17 protein-coding genes are annotated in these 13,484 nt (G+C 41.6%); all 17 read right to left on the minus strand.

The annotated features are described in order from the left end of the window. Positions 1-12 precede the first annotated feature (12 nt). Entirely contained in the window at positions 13-783 is a 771-nt protein-coding gene (gene lolB1 / locus KJK34_RS11050; RefSeq protein ID WP_223053946.1) for a lipoprotein insertase outer membrane protein LolB1, read from the minus strand. Further along, positions 780-2,144: a tetratricopeptide repeat protein gene (locus KJK34_RS11055; protein ID WP_223053947.1), complete on the minus strand. Its 1,365-nt coding sequence runs from the start codon at positions 2,142-2,144 to the stop codon at positions 780-782. Before KJK34_RS11055 ends, lolB1 begins: the two co-directional genes overlap by 4 nt. Positions 2,145-2,149: 5 nt before the next feature. After that, positions 2,150-3,160: a sugar nucleotidyltransferase gene (locus KJK34_RS11060; protein WP_223053948.1), complete on the minus strand. Its 1,011-nt coding sequence runs from the start codon at positions 3,158-3,160 to the stop codon at positions 2,150-2,152. 43 nt (positions 3,161-3,203) lie between these two features. Continuing rightward, positions 3,204-3,638, minus strand: coding sequence for a dUTP diphosphatase (dut, locus tag KJK34_RS11065; protein ID WP_223053949.1), 435 nt, complete (start codon positions 3,636-3,638; stop codon positions 3,204-3,206). 69 nt (positions 3,639-3,707) lie between these two features. Next, a complete protein-coding gene (locus KJK34_RS11070) occupies positions 3,708-5,180 on the minus strand; it encodes an oligosaccharide flippase family protein (protein ID WP_223053950.1) in 1,473 nt (490 codons plus the stop codon). 76 nt (positions 5,181-5,256) lie between these two features. Further along, positions 5,257-5,706, minus strand: coding sequence for an RES family NAD+ phosphorylase (locus KJK34_RS11075; protein ID WP_223053951.1), 450 nt, complete (start codon positions 5,704-5,706; stop codon positions 5,257-5,259). 7 nt (positions 5,707-5,713) lie between these two features. Continuing rightward, positions 5,714-6,148 (minus strand): Xre family toxin-antitoxin system antitoxin, encoded by a 435-nt coding sequence (locus KJK34_RS11080; protein ID WP_223053952.1) that lies wholly within the window; start codon positions 6,146-6,148, stop codon positions 5,714-5,716. A 496-nt stretch (positions 6,149-6,644) separates the two neighbouring features. After that, on the minus strand, positions 6,645-7,175 hold the full coding sequence (locus KJK34_RS11085; protein ID WP_223053953.1) for an STM3941 family protein: 531 nt from the start codon (positions 7,173-7,175) through the stop codon (positions 6,645-6,647). A gap of 87 nt (positions 7,176-7,262) precedes the next feature. Beyond that, entirely contained in the window at positions 7,263-8,126 is an 864-nt protein-coding gene (gene atpG / locus KJK34_RS11090) for an ATP synthase F1 subunit gamma (RefSeq protein WP_223053954.1), read from the minus strand. Positions 8,127-8,208: 82 nt separating this feature from the next. Continuing rightward, positions 8,209-9,783 (minus strand): F0F1 ATP synthase subunit alpha, encoded by a 1,575-nt coding sequence (gene atpA, locus KJK34_RS11095; RefSeq protein ID WP_223053955.1) that lies wholly within the window; start codon positions 9,781-9,783, stop codon positions 8,209-8,211. A gap of 37 nt (positions 9,784-9,820) precedes the next feature. Continuing rightward, a complete protein-coding gene (gene atpH, locus KJK34_RS11100) occupies positions 9,821-10,354 on the minus strand; it encodes an ATP synthase F1 subunit delta (RefSeq protein ID WP_223053956.1) in 534 nt (177 codons plus the stop codon). A 13-nt stretch (positions 10,355-10,367) separates the two neighbouring features. Then, a complete protein-coding gene (locus KJK34_RS11105; protein WP_223053957.1) occupies positions 10,368-10,868 on the minus strand; it encodes a F0F1 ATP synthase subunit B in 501 nt (166 codons plus the stop codon). 92 nt (positions 10,869-10,960) lie between these two features. Further along, positions 10,961-11,161, minus strand: a complete 201-nt coding sequence (atpE, locus tag KJK34_RS11110; RefSeq protein ID WP_223053958.1) for an ATP synthase F0 subunit C — start codon at positions 11,159-11,161, stop codon at positions 10,961-10,963. Positions 11,162-11,190: 29 nt separating this feature from the next. After that, positions 11,191-12,366 carry a F0F1 ATP synthase subunit A gene (atpB, locus tag KJK34_RS11115; protein ID WP_223053959.1) on the minus strand — a complete coding sequence of 392 codons (1,176 nt, stop codon included), beginning with the start codon at positions 12,364-12,366 and terminating at the stop codon, positions 11,191-11,193. Between the two features lie 119 nt (positions 12,367-12,485). Further along, positions 12,486-12,875, minus strand: a complete 390-nt coding sequence (locus KJK34_RS11120) for a DUF6168 family protein (protein ID WP_223053960.1) — start codon at positions 12,873-12,875, stop codon at positions 12,486-12,488. A gap of 5 nt (positions 12,876-12,880) precedes the next feature. Further along, positions 12,881-13,102 carry an AtpZ/AtpI family protein gene (locus KJK34_RS11125; RefSeq protein WP_223053961.1) on the minus strand — a complete coding sequence of 74 codons (222 nt, stop codon included), beginning with the start codon at positions 13,100-13,102 and terminating at the stop codon, positions 12,881-12,883. Continuing rightward, entirely contained in the window at positions 13,083-13,475 is a 393-nt protein-coding gene (locus KJK34_RS11130) for a bactofilin family protein (protein ID WP_223053962.1), read from the minus strand. Before KJK34_RS11130 ends, KJK34_RS11125 begins: the two co-directional genes overlap by 20 nt. Positions 13,476-13,484 lie beyond the last annotated feature (9 nt).

Raw genomic sequence — 13,484 nt, forward strand, 5'->3', positions numbered from 1 at the left:
AGCAAATTTCAGTTAGTTGATAAAAACCTGCTCAAACCCTTCGGGAACATCATAAGGGAAAGAGAAATCTTCGTCAAAGGTAACGCTATTGTAATCAATATTAATATTCACTTTATCATTTTGTACTGCCTCAATTTTTATAGAAGCAGGCATGATCCTGCTGCCAAACTCCCTGTGGGCAGGATATTGTATGTCGAGGCTGCGGGGTTCTTTACCTTCCTGGTATATATTTTCCTTTTTAAGCAGGTAATTTGCACCTTCAAACATAAACTCCTTACTGATACCACCCGATTTAGAAAAAAGCCTGTACAGGCCGTTCTCTATTTTTGCGGTTAGCTGTTCTTTTTCAAGGTTGTAAAGTGCCTGCCCTGTAAAAAGGTTCTGCACTTTTTTATAGTCAAGCTCTGTACCCAGCCAGCGGCTCAGCATTGCATAATCACCATCAAAATAAGTATTGCCAAGCTTTTCATAATAACTAACCCTGTCAGGTGTTATTAAAGCCTTAGCCATTGTTATACCTAAAAATTTTATGCTCACCAGTATCTTCTCATCCTTCTTTATACGGATGTCTGCCGATACTTTCTGCGCCAGGTTTTTATCAGTATAACGCGCATCGGCTTTTATGTAAAGTGTTTTAAAATCTTTGTTATTGGCATAATGCCCTTTTACAATTTCTTTGGCAGTACGGTCTTCTTCGGCTCCCTGTTCGCCCAGCACAGCCTGTTTCGGCTTGCATGAAACAAGCATTGCTACAGCAAATACTACGGCTGCAATTTTTCTCATCGGGTTCTTTTCTGTTTTAATACTTTTTCTGCCCTTGTTTTATAATCATTTGCTTTTTTGGTATCGCCAAGCCCTTCATAGGCTTTGGCAAGCTGTGTATTGAACCCTGCTTCCAGTTCGGGATCTTCCACTACAAAATCGGCTCCGCTTTCTAAAAAGTCTTTGGCTTTTTTAAACTGCCCTGCTGCATTGGCACCCACACCGGCAAAGTAGTATAAGCGCGCGTGTGTAGGGAAAATATCTATATAATCTGACGCTTTTTTAAGCAGCAATTCATTTTGTGCGCTGTTTTCATACGTATAAAGCAAAAGCTCTACAGCCTCTATATCATCACTGTTGGCGGCAAGCGATTTAGTAAAGTAATCGGCTGCCCTCTTATAATCTTTTTTATTGAAGAAAAATTTACCTACCTCTTTAGGCACGTTTACATTTTTGTCATCTTCAAGATACGACACAGCCTTATCTAGGTCATTGTTGTATTTCGGGTTGTTATTTACAAAAATCAGGAACTCATTAAAAGCCCTGTGCTTAATCTTCCCGTCAATTTTTTTACTTTCAAGCACCCTGAATAATGACTGCACGGCTTTATCGCCCTCATTATTATTAAGGTGGAATTTAAAAAGGCTTACTTGTGCCCAGTCCGAACCCGGTATTGCCTTCTCCAGTTTTTTGGCTACCTCCTCAGCCTTTTCTTCCTGATTGCTTTCAGAATACAGGTAGATTAGGTTAAGGTAGTTCGACTCTTCTTTAGGGTTCTTGCGGATTGCCTCTTCAAGCTCTTCTTTACGTGGTTTACGGTATTGCTCCTCACCCATTATCTGGAGCCTGTACATTTCCCTCTTATCCGATTTGCCTACTTTTTCATCAAGTTCGTTCATCAGCGCAATTGCCTTATCATACTGAACAGTGTACATATACAGTGAAACGAGGTCTTCCTGATAGTATTCTTTTCGCCATTCTGTAAGCTTTTGCACTATGGGTATGGCACGGTTCCAGTCCTGCATGGCATAGTAAACATCATATAATCCCTGCCAGTACCATCGGTTTTGAGGGTTCAGTTCTGTAGCTTTTTTAAAAGCGCGTTCAGCCTCCGGATAATTTTTTAATGAAAGGTAGTTTTTACCCAACTCATTATAAGCAGCAGCGCTTTCAGGCTTAAGCCTGATGCACTTTTGAAGCGACGTTACCGCCTTATCATAGTTTTCGATACCCTTTTGTTTGAGTGCCTCATAAAAACTGTTTTCAAACTCATCATTGGCAAGGGCAATCTGGTCGGGTTCCTCCTGCTGTGCCTGCATAGCTGCGGGGCAAAGCAAAAGGCCCGATAATGCCAGAATGCCTAAAAGGGTTCTTTTATTCATATATCTTATTCTAAAACCGAGTAGTCGCCTATGCTTATACTGGTAAATTTACCGTTAAACACGGCATTGCTGCCAATCATGGCATTATCTAACACGGCGTTTTTTATAACCGAATTGTTTTGCACAAGGCTGTTTTTAATGGTGCTGTCTTCTACCCTTGTGCCTTTGCCCAATGAAACATTGGGGCCTACTTTTGCATTTTTAAGCACCACGCCCTCACCAATAAAGCAAGGCTGTATTATCTCGCTGTTTTCTATAACGGCAGAAGCGTGTACCATATTTTCGCCGTCGGCATGTAAAAAGCCCAGCATGCGGGTGTTGGTTTCTACCGTAACGTTTTTGTTACCGCAATCCATCCATTCATCCACTTTACCGGGAACAAATTTCATGCCCTTTTGTTTCATGTTTTCAAGGCCGTCGGTAAGCTGGTACTCGCCGCCTTTCATAACATTATTGTCCAGCAGGTATTGCAGTTCGTCCCTTAGCGTTTCGCCGCTCTTAAAGTAATAGATACCTATAATGGCAAGATCTGATACAAACTCTTTGGGTTTTTCTACAAAATCTACTATCTCATTTTTATCATTAAGCTGCACCACGCCAAACGCGCTTGGGTCATCTACCTGCTTTACCCATATTACACTGTCGGCTGTAGTATCTAACGTAAAATCAGCACGGAAAAGTGTGTCGGCATACGCCACAACTATCGGCCCCTGCATGCTTTCTTTAGCACTCATTATGGCATGGGCGGTACCCAATGGCTGCTCCTGGTAATAAATACTGCCTTTTGCTCCCAGTTTTTCAGCTATGGCTATAAGGTCAGTTTCTACCTGTTTCCCAAAATCTTTATGTATAATAAATGCTATTTCTTCTATTTCCTGGTTGATAACACCTGCAATATCTTCTACAAGGCGGTGTACAATAGGTTTACCTGCAATAGGTATTAACGGTTTTGGTACGGTTAACGTGTGCGGGCGAAGGCGTGAGCCGCGGCCTGCCATGGGGACAATAATTCTCATTTTTACGGTGTTGGTTTGTGTTTATTTAATAATTGGTATTCTTTTACTTTACCCCTGTACTGCCAAAGCCTCCTGCACCGCGGGTGGTTTCGGTAAGTTCTTCGGCTACTGCCCATTCGGCACGCTCGTGCTTTGCAATTACAAGCTGTGCTATGCGCTCTCCGTCGTTTATGGTGTAAGCCTCATTACTGATATTTACCAGTATAACACCTATCTCTCCCCTATAGTCGGCATCCACTGTGCCGGGGCTGTTTAATACGGTTATCCCTTTTTTGGCGGCAAGCCCGCTGCGCGGACGCACCTGGGCTTCATACCCTATGGGAAGTTCTATAAACAATCCGGTTTTTATAATGGCACGGCCAAGCGGACTCAATACTACAGGCTCATCAAGGTTAGCCCTTAAATCCATGCCGGCACTGGCAATGGTTTCATAAGTTGGTAAATCGTGCTTAGACCGGTTGATAATCTTAATTGTCATTTTGTTTGTTTTATCTCTCAAATATCAAAATACTATCAGTAATAACCAAGACTTTAGCCTGATTATTTGTTACCTGCGCCTTATAATGCGCAGCAGTTTGTCTTTTTCGTTAAGGTAAATAAACACCCCGAAAAACAACAGCATGGCACCACCAACAATATAAGAACCCCTGAACTGGTAAAAGTAAACCAAAGAAAATACTATAGAAATACCCAGGTACAGGCTTATCATTTTAATATCATAAGGAATTGGGTAATACCTGCTGCCCAGTATAAAGCTAAGCCCCATCATGGTGCCGTATGCCGCTATGGTGGCAATAGCAGAGCCCATATAGCTGTACTGCGGTATTAAGGCATAGTTAAGGGCAAGCGTTATTACAGCGCCTACAATAGAGATATATGCGCCCATTTTAGTTTTATCGGACAGCTTGTACCATACCGAGAGGTTATGGTAGATGCCGAGGAAGAAGTTTGCTATAATAATAAGCGGCACTACCTTCATCCCCTCCCAGTAGGCTTCATCGCGAATGATGAGTTCTTTCAGAAAATCGGAGAACACAACCACCACCAGTAAAATAACTGAACCGAATACTACAAAGTATTTGGTTATCATGGCATAGGTTTTGGGGGCATTCTCATTTTTGGCATGGCTGAAAAAGAATGGCTCTATACCCAGGCGAAAAGCCGTTGCAAAAAGCGTCATAAAAATGGCAAGCTTATAGCAGGCAGAGTATATACCTACTTCGGCTTCGGCATAGCTTTCTCCTGATATTGCAGTTAAAACATTTTGCAGAATTATCCTGTCGAATGTTTCGTTTATGGCAAAGGCAATACCGGCAACAAGCACCGGCAGGCTGTAGCGCATCATGAGCTTCCAGAGTTCTTTATCAATATGCCAGGAAATATTAAAGTAATGCGGAATCAGCACGATAAACGTGAGCAGGCTCGCAATCAGGTTAGCTATAAATATATACCCTATCTGGAAGCCCGGTACATACATGGTTTCTATTATACTGCCCGGACAGGCCTGTGCCAGCTTAGGCAGGTAAACCAGAAAGAACACGTTAAGCCCCAGGTTAACTGCTACATTACCAATTTTGATAGCCGCATAATACATGGGCCTGCCTTCTGCACGCAGCTTTGAGAATGGTATAATAACCAGCGCATCGAGCACCAGCACCCAAATAGTATAGATGATATAGTTGACATCAATGCCCGAAGCCTCTGCCAAATAATCACGTGCCAACAGTGCACCACCTAAAAATAAAACAGATGACCAGAACAGTGATACTGTAGAAGTCGCCTGAACCTTGTCTTTATCCTCTGCATTGGAGTAAAAACGGAAAAAAGAAGTCTCCATGCCATAGGCAAGGATAACATTAAAAAGAACCATCCATGAAAAGATGATAGAAACCTCTCCGTACTCATCTTCGGGCAATAAATCAGTATAAAGCGGCGTGAGCAAAAAGCTGAACATGCGCGGCACCACCGTGGCTATGCCGTAAATGGCTGTCTGCTTAAAAAGGTTTTTGTAGAGGCTCAAAGGGTTACAGGTTACTTTTTATAAACACAAAAGTAGAGAATATTTGGGTAAGCTTTTATAATAACTGTAAATGCTGTTATAACAACCGCATATCCCATGTAAAATCTTCTGCGCTGAGCAATTTTACTTTTGCCGGAAAATCAGGGTGGTGGGTGTTAATTACATAATTAAATTCCTGCGGCACTATTGCCGAGGGCACTTTAAGCAGCAGGCTTTTTGCACCCCAGTACCAAACAGAACCCATATCCTGCAGGTGGGAATAGGCTTCCAGCGCACGCCAGTTTTTGGGTAGTTTTGCAGCAGGTATTTCCTGTATCGTGGCATCGTCGGTAACTTCAATAGCCATTAGCTTATAGGGTTTCTGTGCCATAATACTGCTGCGATGGGCTACCATCTCTAATGTGGCGAGCGATATACTGCTGCCGGCATACAGCACAAATTCGTCTTTGCGGTTCCAGCGGTTGGCAACGCCCGATGCAGTTAGGCTTTGGGCAAACTTGTCGCGGCAAATTTTATAAACAACCATGTGCCGCCTATACGTTATCCCCGTGCTCTATGGCGGTAAGCCTGTCGTCTATAAACTTGATGCCCGAAATGGTATCAAGAAAATCTGTTGGAGATTTCATATCCAGCGTGTAGTTTGGTGTAGTTAGCCACCTGTCGAAGTTGTCCTGCCCCTCAAACACATCTATACCATGCTTGTAAAGGGCAATAAGCGCCACTACGTGCTCTTTTGTGTTGTGCTTAAGGGAAGCGCCTGCTTTGCGGTAATTGCGGAAGGTGCGCGCGTTTATACTCAGCCAGCCCGAAATGATATCATCGCTAAGATTGGTAAGCGCCTTAAGAAAGTTAAGGTAGCGCGCGTTTATATCATGGCTGTTTACATACAAGAAAAGCTTGGTAAGGTCGGTTATTTCGGGCACGCCCTCTATGCCTTTTCGTGTGGCTAAGTCTATCGCTGCATTCATCTTCAAAATTTTATGTAAAGATATGGAATATGTTCCATTCAGCAACGGAAAATATTCTTTAGCGTTTTAAGGTGTATTTATTTTATATTTTACTGAACAGAGCATTACCTTTTTCAAATTCAAGAACTACTGTATTAGTATATACCTCACAAAGAATGTCCGACCTTTTATCATCACGATCTCTTATAACGACTGCTTCCAATATTATAGGCTCCTTACTTATTATGCCCTGTATTTATAGTAGCTGCTATATTCGGCCAGTCATTTTTAATTGTATGGTATAAATCAAGCTGGTAATTCGTTACAGCCGAATCATAAAGGGTAAAGTCAGGTTGAAATCTCCCAATTCATTTGAAATTTTTCTTGATACCACATTTCTTCCTTCTTTGCGTGAAATTATAAATTCACCAAGCTCAGGTGTAATTAAAGTTTTCTTTTTACTGAAAATATGGAATATATTCATTGTGTTGTCTTGTTATAACTAAGCCTCTCCTTGCTAAGCCTTTTTATAATACTCAAAGTATTCTTGCATCAAATTGTAAAGCTTATCGTAAGATACCTTTAACCCGTTTGCAGTAATGTGAATTGGACTACCTGACATCCTATAATTTAGAATTATAAATTTGCGCTTAATTATATTTTTTTGAGCATTAATATACTTTTCGGGATCTTTAAGATATATGATTACAAAGCTTTGGTTCATAACATTATAGTCAGCTACTGCATTTACATCACACCATAAAATTTCTCCCGCATTAATTCCGGATGAATTGTCAATAAAACCTTCAGCATGTAATATAAGCCCTACTTTCCTGCTAAAGAGTTTTCTTAATAAGAATACTGCACAAGTTCCAAAAAAAAGCACTCCCAAAATGCCAAATATAAATATAGATTCTTTTGAAGCACGCCAGCTTACATAAGTTGCCGTATTTCTAACAAAATCAATTCCAATAAATACAAACAGCAAAGAACCTAACAATAGTAGTAGTATCTTTTTTTTACTTAAAGGAATTTCTATTGTCTCCATGAATGATATTAGAATGTTTGCTAAAATTAAACAAAAAAGGCCGCCTTACGGCAGCCTTCCCTTCTTTATGCTTGTTTGTTTGTAACCTTAGTTATTTAAAGCCTCGGCACCACCCACAATTTCTAATATCTCGCCTGTAATGGCCGCCTGGCGGGCTTTGTTATAGGTAAGCTTAAGCTGGTTGCGCAGCTCGGTAGCGTTGTCGGTTGCTTTGTGCATAGCCGTCATACGGGCACCGTGCTCTGATGCAAAAGAATCGCGTATGGCTTTATACAGCTGCGTTTTAAGCGACAGCGGTATAAGGCTTTCTACAATCTCTTCTTTAGAGGGTTCAAAAATATAATCTGTTTCGCCTGTTGCGGTCTCATCAGTAGTAGCAGGAACCAGCGGCAAAAACTGCTCTGTAAGCACTATCTGCGTTGCGGCATTTTTAAAGTGGTTGTACACCAGCTCTATCCTATCATACTCACCGGCGGCAAACCTGTCCATAAGGTCCTGTGCCACATCGGCAACATTTTCAAATGTAAGCTCATCAAACAACGAGCTTTGGTTACCTACAATTGTGCAGGTTTTTTTAAGCACGTCGTTACCTTTTTTACCAACGGCAAGCACATCTACCTTTTTGCCGGCATAAGCCGCCTGAAGCAGTTTTACCTGCTTTATAACATTACTGTTAAAGGCACCGCACAAACCCCTGTTAGAGGTAATGGCTACAATAAGGATTTTGTTTGCCTCGCGCTGCTCGGCAAATGCACCACCGTTATCACCCTCAAGCGTAGCGCTCAGGTTTTGCAGTAGCTCGGTAAGCTTTTCGCTGTACGGCCTCATGGCTGTAATAGCGTCCTGCGCTTTTTTAAGCTTTGCTGCCGACACCATTTTCATGGCGCTGGTAATCTGCATCGTAGATGAAACGGAAGCAATCCTGTTACGTATTTCCTTTAAGTTTGCCATTTTATAATTTGAAAATTAGGCAATCTGAAGATTTGAAAATACGATTGGCATCTTCAAATCTTCAAATTATCAAATTAAAATCTTAGTATTTTGCAGCGATTTCGGCAGCGGCTTTTTCAAGCACATCTGTAAGTTCGTCGCTAAATTTACCTGCCTTAAGCGCATCAAGGGTATCCCTGTGCTTAGCGTTAAGGTACTCCAGGTAATCTCTTTCAAATTCTTTTACTTTACTTACAGGCACTTTCCTTAAAAGGTTTTTAGTACCGGCATATATAATAGCAACCTGGTCTTCAACCTTAAACGGGTCGTTAACAGCCTGCTTAAGTATCTCTACGTTCCTGCGTCCTTTTTCAATTACGTTAAGTGTAGCAGCATCAAGGTCAGAACCAAACTTAGCGAAAGCCTCAAGCTCGCGGAACTGTGCCTGGTCAAGCTTAAGCGTACCCGCTACTTTTTTCATCGATTTTATCTGAGCGTTACCACCCACACGCGATACCGAGATACCTACGTTAATTGCCGGACGTACACCTGAGTTGAAAAGGTCAGACTCAAGGAATATCTGTCCGTCAGTAATCGAAATAACGTTTGTTGGGATATAAGCCGAAACGTCTCCCGCCTGTGTTTCGATGATAGGAAGCGCAGTTAAAGATCCGCCACCTTTCACGATTGGCTTAAGTGCCTCCGGAAGGTCGTTCATGTTCTTAGCAATATCATCATCGCCAATTACCTTAGCGGCACGCTCCAGTAGCCTTGAGTGAAGGTAGAATACGTCACCAGGATACGCTTCACGTCCCGGTGGACGGCGAAGTAGTAGCGATACCTCACGGTAAGCAACAGCCTGCTTAGAAAGGTCATCATAGATGATAAGTGCAGGACGGCCCGTATCACGGAAATACTCACCGATAGCGGCACCGGCCATTGGCGCATATACCTGCATCGGTGCAGGGTCTGATGCGTTAGCGGCAACAATAATGGTATAAGCAAGAGCTCCTTTTTCTTCAAGGGTCTTAGCGATACCCGCTACAGTAGAAGCTTTTTGGCCTACTGCAACATATATACAGAATACAGGCTTGCCTGCATCATAAAATTCTTTCTGGTTAAGGATGGTATCGATACAAACAGTGGTTTTACCAGTCTGACGGTCGCCAATTACAAGCTCACGCTGGCCACGGCCTACCGGGATCATGGCATCGATAGCCTTAATACCTGTTTGTAGCGGCTCAGTTACCGGCTGGCGGTAAATTACACCCGGTGCTTTACGCTCAAGCGGCATCTCATAAAGATCGCCACCAATAGGGCCTTTACCATCAATAGGGTTACCAAGGGTATCTACCACACGGCCAACCATTTCTTCACCTACTTTAAGTGAAGCAATACGCTGTGTACGCTTAACGGTAGAACCTTCCTTAATACCTTTTGAAGGGCCAAGCAATACTACGCCCACATTGTCTTCCTCAAGGTTTAATACAATACCTTCCAACCCGTTATCGAACTCCACCAACTCACCATACTGTGCGTTAGAAAGTCCGTAAACACGGGCAATACCGTCACCTACATTAAGAACGGTACCTACCTCTTCTAATGTAGCACCCGATTCAAAACCGGACAATTGTTTCTTTAATATTGCTGAAATTTCAGCAGGTTTAATTTCTGCCATGTCAAATTATAATTTAAACACTTATGTGTGGTAAATATTAATTACTTAATTCTCTTTTTAGCGTGGTAAGGCTGTTTGCAACAGATGCATTATACTGCCTGTCTCCCACTTTTAATATAAACCCGCCGATGATAGAAGGGTCTATAACATTTTTTAGCACCAGCTCTTTATCCGAAAGTGTTTTTGCCCTTGCAAGCACTTTGGCTTCAAGCTCGGGGGTTAACGGCACTGCGGTAGTAACCACAGCTTCTTCCCTTCCGTTAAGCTCATCAAACTGTATGGCAAACTGCTCTGCAACCTGGCCCAGTATGTCGAACCTTTTGTTTTCCTGAAGCAGCCTGAAAAGCCCCTGTGTAATATTTTGCGAACCTGCAAATATTTCCTTAAGCGCCGATTCTTTCATTTCGGCCTTAACGTTAGGGCTTGCTATAAAGTTCTGAAGCTCTTTGTTATCGTTAATTGTTGTTGCTATAAGGGCCATATCGCTGTTCACCTGTTCGGCGTTGCCTGCACCCTGTGCCATTTCGAGTATTGCCTTTGCATAGCGTATAGCGGCTCTTGAACCTTTCATTACCTTTTACGGTTTAGTTTAGTTTTACGTCGTCAAGCATTTTATCTACCAGGCTTGCCTGTGCCGCAGCATCAGAAAGCTGTGTTTTAAGTATCTTTTCTGCAATTTCTACAGAAAGGGTAGTAACCTGGTTTTTAAGCTCTGCCATAGCAGCTTTCTTCTCGCTGTCTATAGTAGCTTTTGCCTGCTCTATCATTTTTTCGCCCTGTACCTGAGCTTCAGCCCTGGCATCGGCAACCATTTTCTCTTTAATCTCACGGGCTTCTTTCAGCATGGCATCCCTTTCAGCCCTTGCTTCCTGAAGTATCCTTTGGTTATCGGCCTGCAGGTTCTGCATTTCTTTGCGTGCAGCCTCAGCAGCGGCAAGCGCAGCGGCAATACCTGCTTCCCTTGCAGTGATAGAAGTCATAATTGGCCTCCATGCAAATTTTACAAGCAGTAAAATAAGCACTACAAGAATTACAGCCTGCCAGAAGAATAAACCTAATGAAAAATCATTTACTAACTTATCCATTTTGTATCGTTATATAAGTGTATAAAGTTTAGCTTTTTTAATCAATCACTACCTGTAACCAACCGTTACAGGTAGTGTTGAATTCCTTTTTGTTATTTTCCAAGGATTAGGGCAGCAAATGCCAAACCTTCTAATAACGCAGCGATGATAATCATCGCAGTCTGAATCTTACCGGCTGCTTCAGGCTGACGAGCGATAGCGTCCATTGCAGAACCACCAATCTTACCTAAACCTAAACCTGCACCGATTACAACTAGACCGGCACCTACTAAGTTAAGAACTCCTACTTCCATAAGTATATATTAAAAAATTAAACTTCAGATTAAATTATAATAGGCTCTTCCTCTGTATGAGCGTCGTGGTCTTCTTCATGGTGGTGATCTTGTACTGCCATACCGATAAACAGAGAAGACAGCATGGTAAAGATAAACGCCTGAAGAAATGCTACAAGCAACTCAATAACAGAAATGAATAGTGTTAAGCCTAATGATATTGGCATATCTGCCACAAGATTTTTACCTACAAACATCATTGCAATAAGGCTCATAATAACCACGTGACCTGCAGTAATGTTTGCAAACAAACGTATCAATAGCGCAAACGGTTTTGTAAGCGTACCTAATATCTCGATAGGCATTAAAATTATCTTCATCGGAACCGGAACATCCGGCATCCAGAAAATGTGTTTCCAATAATCTTTATTAGCACTAAACTGCGTAATGAAATAAGTGAAAAGCGCAAGGCAAACAGTAACTGAAATGTTGCCGGTTACGTTTACTCCCAGCGGCGTCATGCCTAAAAGGTTAAGAATCCAGATGAAGAAGAAAACCGTAAGCAGGAATCCCATATATTTTCTGTACTTTTTCTCGCCAATGTTTGGCACTGCAACCTCATCCCTTATAAATATTATAAGCGGTTCTAAAACCCTTCCAAAGCCAGTTGGCAGAGGACCTTTTTTATATGACTTTGCAAGACCGACAAACATAAGGAACATTAATACGCAAACAAAAAGCATCGTGATAACATTCTTTGTTATTGAGAAATCTAATGGCTTTTCATTTTCAGCATGTCCGTGCTCATCAAATTTCATTGTACCATTTGCATCAGTCTTATATATTTTGCCATGATGCATTGCATAATAATTTCCGTCTACTTCGGCTACTTCTTCACCATGATGAAACCTTGCAGATGAAAAAACGTGCAACCCATCATCAAACACAATTACAGGAAGCGGAAAACCATAGTGTTCGCCTGTTGATTCATCAGAAAAAAATACGAAGTCATGAGAATCCTGAAGGTGATGATCAATATAGGCGTTTATTTTATCATTTTTGTCCTGCGGAGCATGCTCATCTTGGACCGCATGCTCTTTTGTATAAGCTGTAGATCCGGCCTTAATATTAAGGGTATCCTGATCTGGATTAGCGAAAGAAAGCAAAGGAAATACAGCGATAAGGGCTGTTAATGTATTCTTGATAAATTTTCCGGAAAACACCATCTTATTCTATATCTTAATTTTACAGTCCTGAAATTTTGTGCAAAGGTACATTTTTAATCGACATCGCAAGATGATTGCGGAAAAATTTTTGGGATTATTTCAGCCAGATTAATTGTTTGTTACTTATTGTTTAATAAACGTGCTGTATAATAAGCTTCTATTGCCAAAAAAAGAATGAATACCACAAAAAAGTTGATTTTTTCGGTTGGGTCATCAATCGTTTTAGTAAGTACTGGTCGCGCCATAAAATAACTTGCCGCCATTTTTAAGGCAGTTAAAAAAAGAAAAGCATAACCTATCTGCTCTTTGTTTTTAACGCTTATTTTAAGCAATACTGCCAGTATTATAACTGTAAAGCCAAAGAAGAAAAGATATACAAGCCAAAGCGGGTAAACAAAGTTATCTGTAGCGCTACTCAGCTCCGGGAGCCGGTATAATAAAGTGTTGGCTATAAAAAGTATGATAGTGGCAATGGTAATGCCTGCAAAAAATTTTATGCTGTTTTTCATTACAGTTATTTATTGAGCTGGTTTACCTGCCTTATTACATTATACAGGGCTATGAACACCCCAAGCAGTGTAAATATAATACGGTAAATGTTTTTGGGGTTGGGGTATTCATCATCCAGCCAGCCCCCAAACCAGGAGAACAGGAAAATGATTATACCCATTTGTATAGGGATATTGATAAGTATAATCCACTTGTGGCGGTTGTTGTTATCCCGCTTGTTGCTCATTTACTTTAGATATTTGCTTTACCGCATTTTTCATAGAACAGGTAGCGGTAAACTCTGCACCCGGCTCTACCATAAGTTTGCCTGTTATAACCTCTCCCATTATAACCGCACTGCTTTTAAGGCTAAGTAACTCTTCTACTTCTATCCTGCCTTTAAAGCGCCCTTCTATATCGGCATTTTTACAAATAATATCACCTGTAACCTTACCGGCAGGGCCAATAACTATTTTACCCCCCGAAGTAAAATTACCCTTTAGTTCTCCGTCAAGCCTAAAGTCGGCTTGCGAGGTTATGTCTCCTGTTATAATAGTACCCTCAACTATCCTGTTGGTTTTGCCGAGGTCCGGGCTTGTTTTTGGTGCTTTTTCAAACATGGTGTGGTG

Origin of the sequence: Flavobacterium coralii (assembly GCF_019891545.1) — a bacterium.
Lineage (GTDB): Bacteria > Bacteroidota > Bacteroidia > Flavobacteriales > Flavobacteriaceae > Flavobacterium > Flavobacterium coralii.

Excerpts from the sequence above, each read along its gene's own strand:
- atpB (WP_223053959.1), bottom strand. The coding sequence starts at position 12,366 with ATGGTGTTTTCCGGAAAATTTATCAAGAATACATTAACAGCCCTTATC.
- KJK34_RS11125 (WP_223053961.1), bottom strand. The coding sequence starts at position 13,102 with ATGAGCAACAAGCGGGATAACAACAACCGCCACAAGTGGATTATACTT.
- KJK34_RS11130 (WP_223053962.1), bottom strand. The coding sequence starts at position 13,475 with ATGTTTGAAAAAGCACCAAAAACAAGCCCGGACCTCGGCAAAACCAAC.
- KJK34_RS11085 (WP_223053953.1), bottom strand. The coding sequence starts at position 7,175 with ATGGAGACAATAGAAATTCCTTTAAGTAAAAAAAAGATACTACTACTA.
- atpA (WP_223053955.1), bottom strand. The coding sequence starts at position 9,783 with ATGGCAGAAATTAAACCTGCTGAAATTTCAGCAATATTAAAGAAACAA.
- KJK34_RS11055 (WP_223053947.1), bottom strand. The coding sequence starts at position 2,144 with ATGAATAAAAGAACCCTTTTAGGCATTCTGGCATTATCGGGCCTTTTG.
- KJK34_RS11075 (WP_223053951.1), bottom strand. The coding sequence starts at position 5,706 with ATGGTTGTTTATAAAATTTGCCGCGACAAGTTTGCCCAAAGCCTAACT.
- atpH (WP_223053956.1), bottom strand. The coding sequence starts at position 10,354 with ATGAAAGGTTCAAGAGCCGCTATACGCTATGCAAAGGCAATACTCGAA.
- lolB1 (WP_223053946.1), bottom strand. The coding sequence starts at position 783 with ATGAGAAAAATTGCAGCCGTAGTATTTGCTGTAGCAATGCTTGTTTCA.
- dut (WP_223053949.1), bottom strand. The coding sequence starts at position 3,638 with ATGACAATTAAGATTATCAACCGGTCTAAGCACGATTTACCAACTTAT.
- KJK34_RS11080 (WP_223053952.1), bottom strand. The coding sequence starts at position 6,148 with ATGAATGCAGCGATAGACTTAGCCACACGAAAAGGCATAGAGGGCGTG.
- KJK34_RS11120 (WP_223053960.1), bottom strand. The coding sequence starts at position 12,875 with ATGAAAAACAGCATAAAATTTTTTGCAGGCATTACCATTGCCACTATC.
- atpE (WP_223053958.1), bottom strand. The coding sequence starts at position 11,161 with ATGGAAGTAGGAGTTCTTAACTTAGTAGGTGCCGGTCTAGTTGTAATC.
- atpG (WP_223053954.1), bottom strand. The coding sequence starts at position 8,126 with ATGGCAAACTTAAAGGAAATACGTAACAGGATTGCTTCCGTTTCATCT.
- KJK34_RS11105 (WP_223053957.1), bottom strand. The coding sequence starts at position 10,868 with ATGGATAAGTTAGTAAATGATTTTTCATTAGGTTTATTCTTCTGGCAG.
- KJK34_RS11060 (WP_223053948.1), bottom strand. The coding sequence starts at position 3,160 with ATGAGAATTATTGTCCCCATGGCAGGCCGCGGCTCACGCCTTCGCCCG.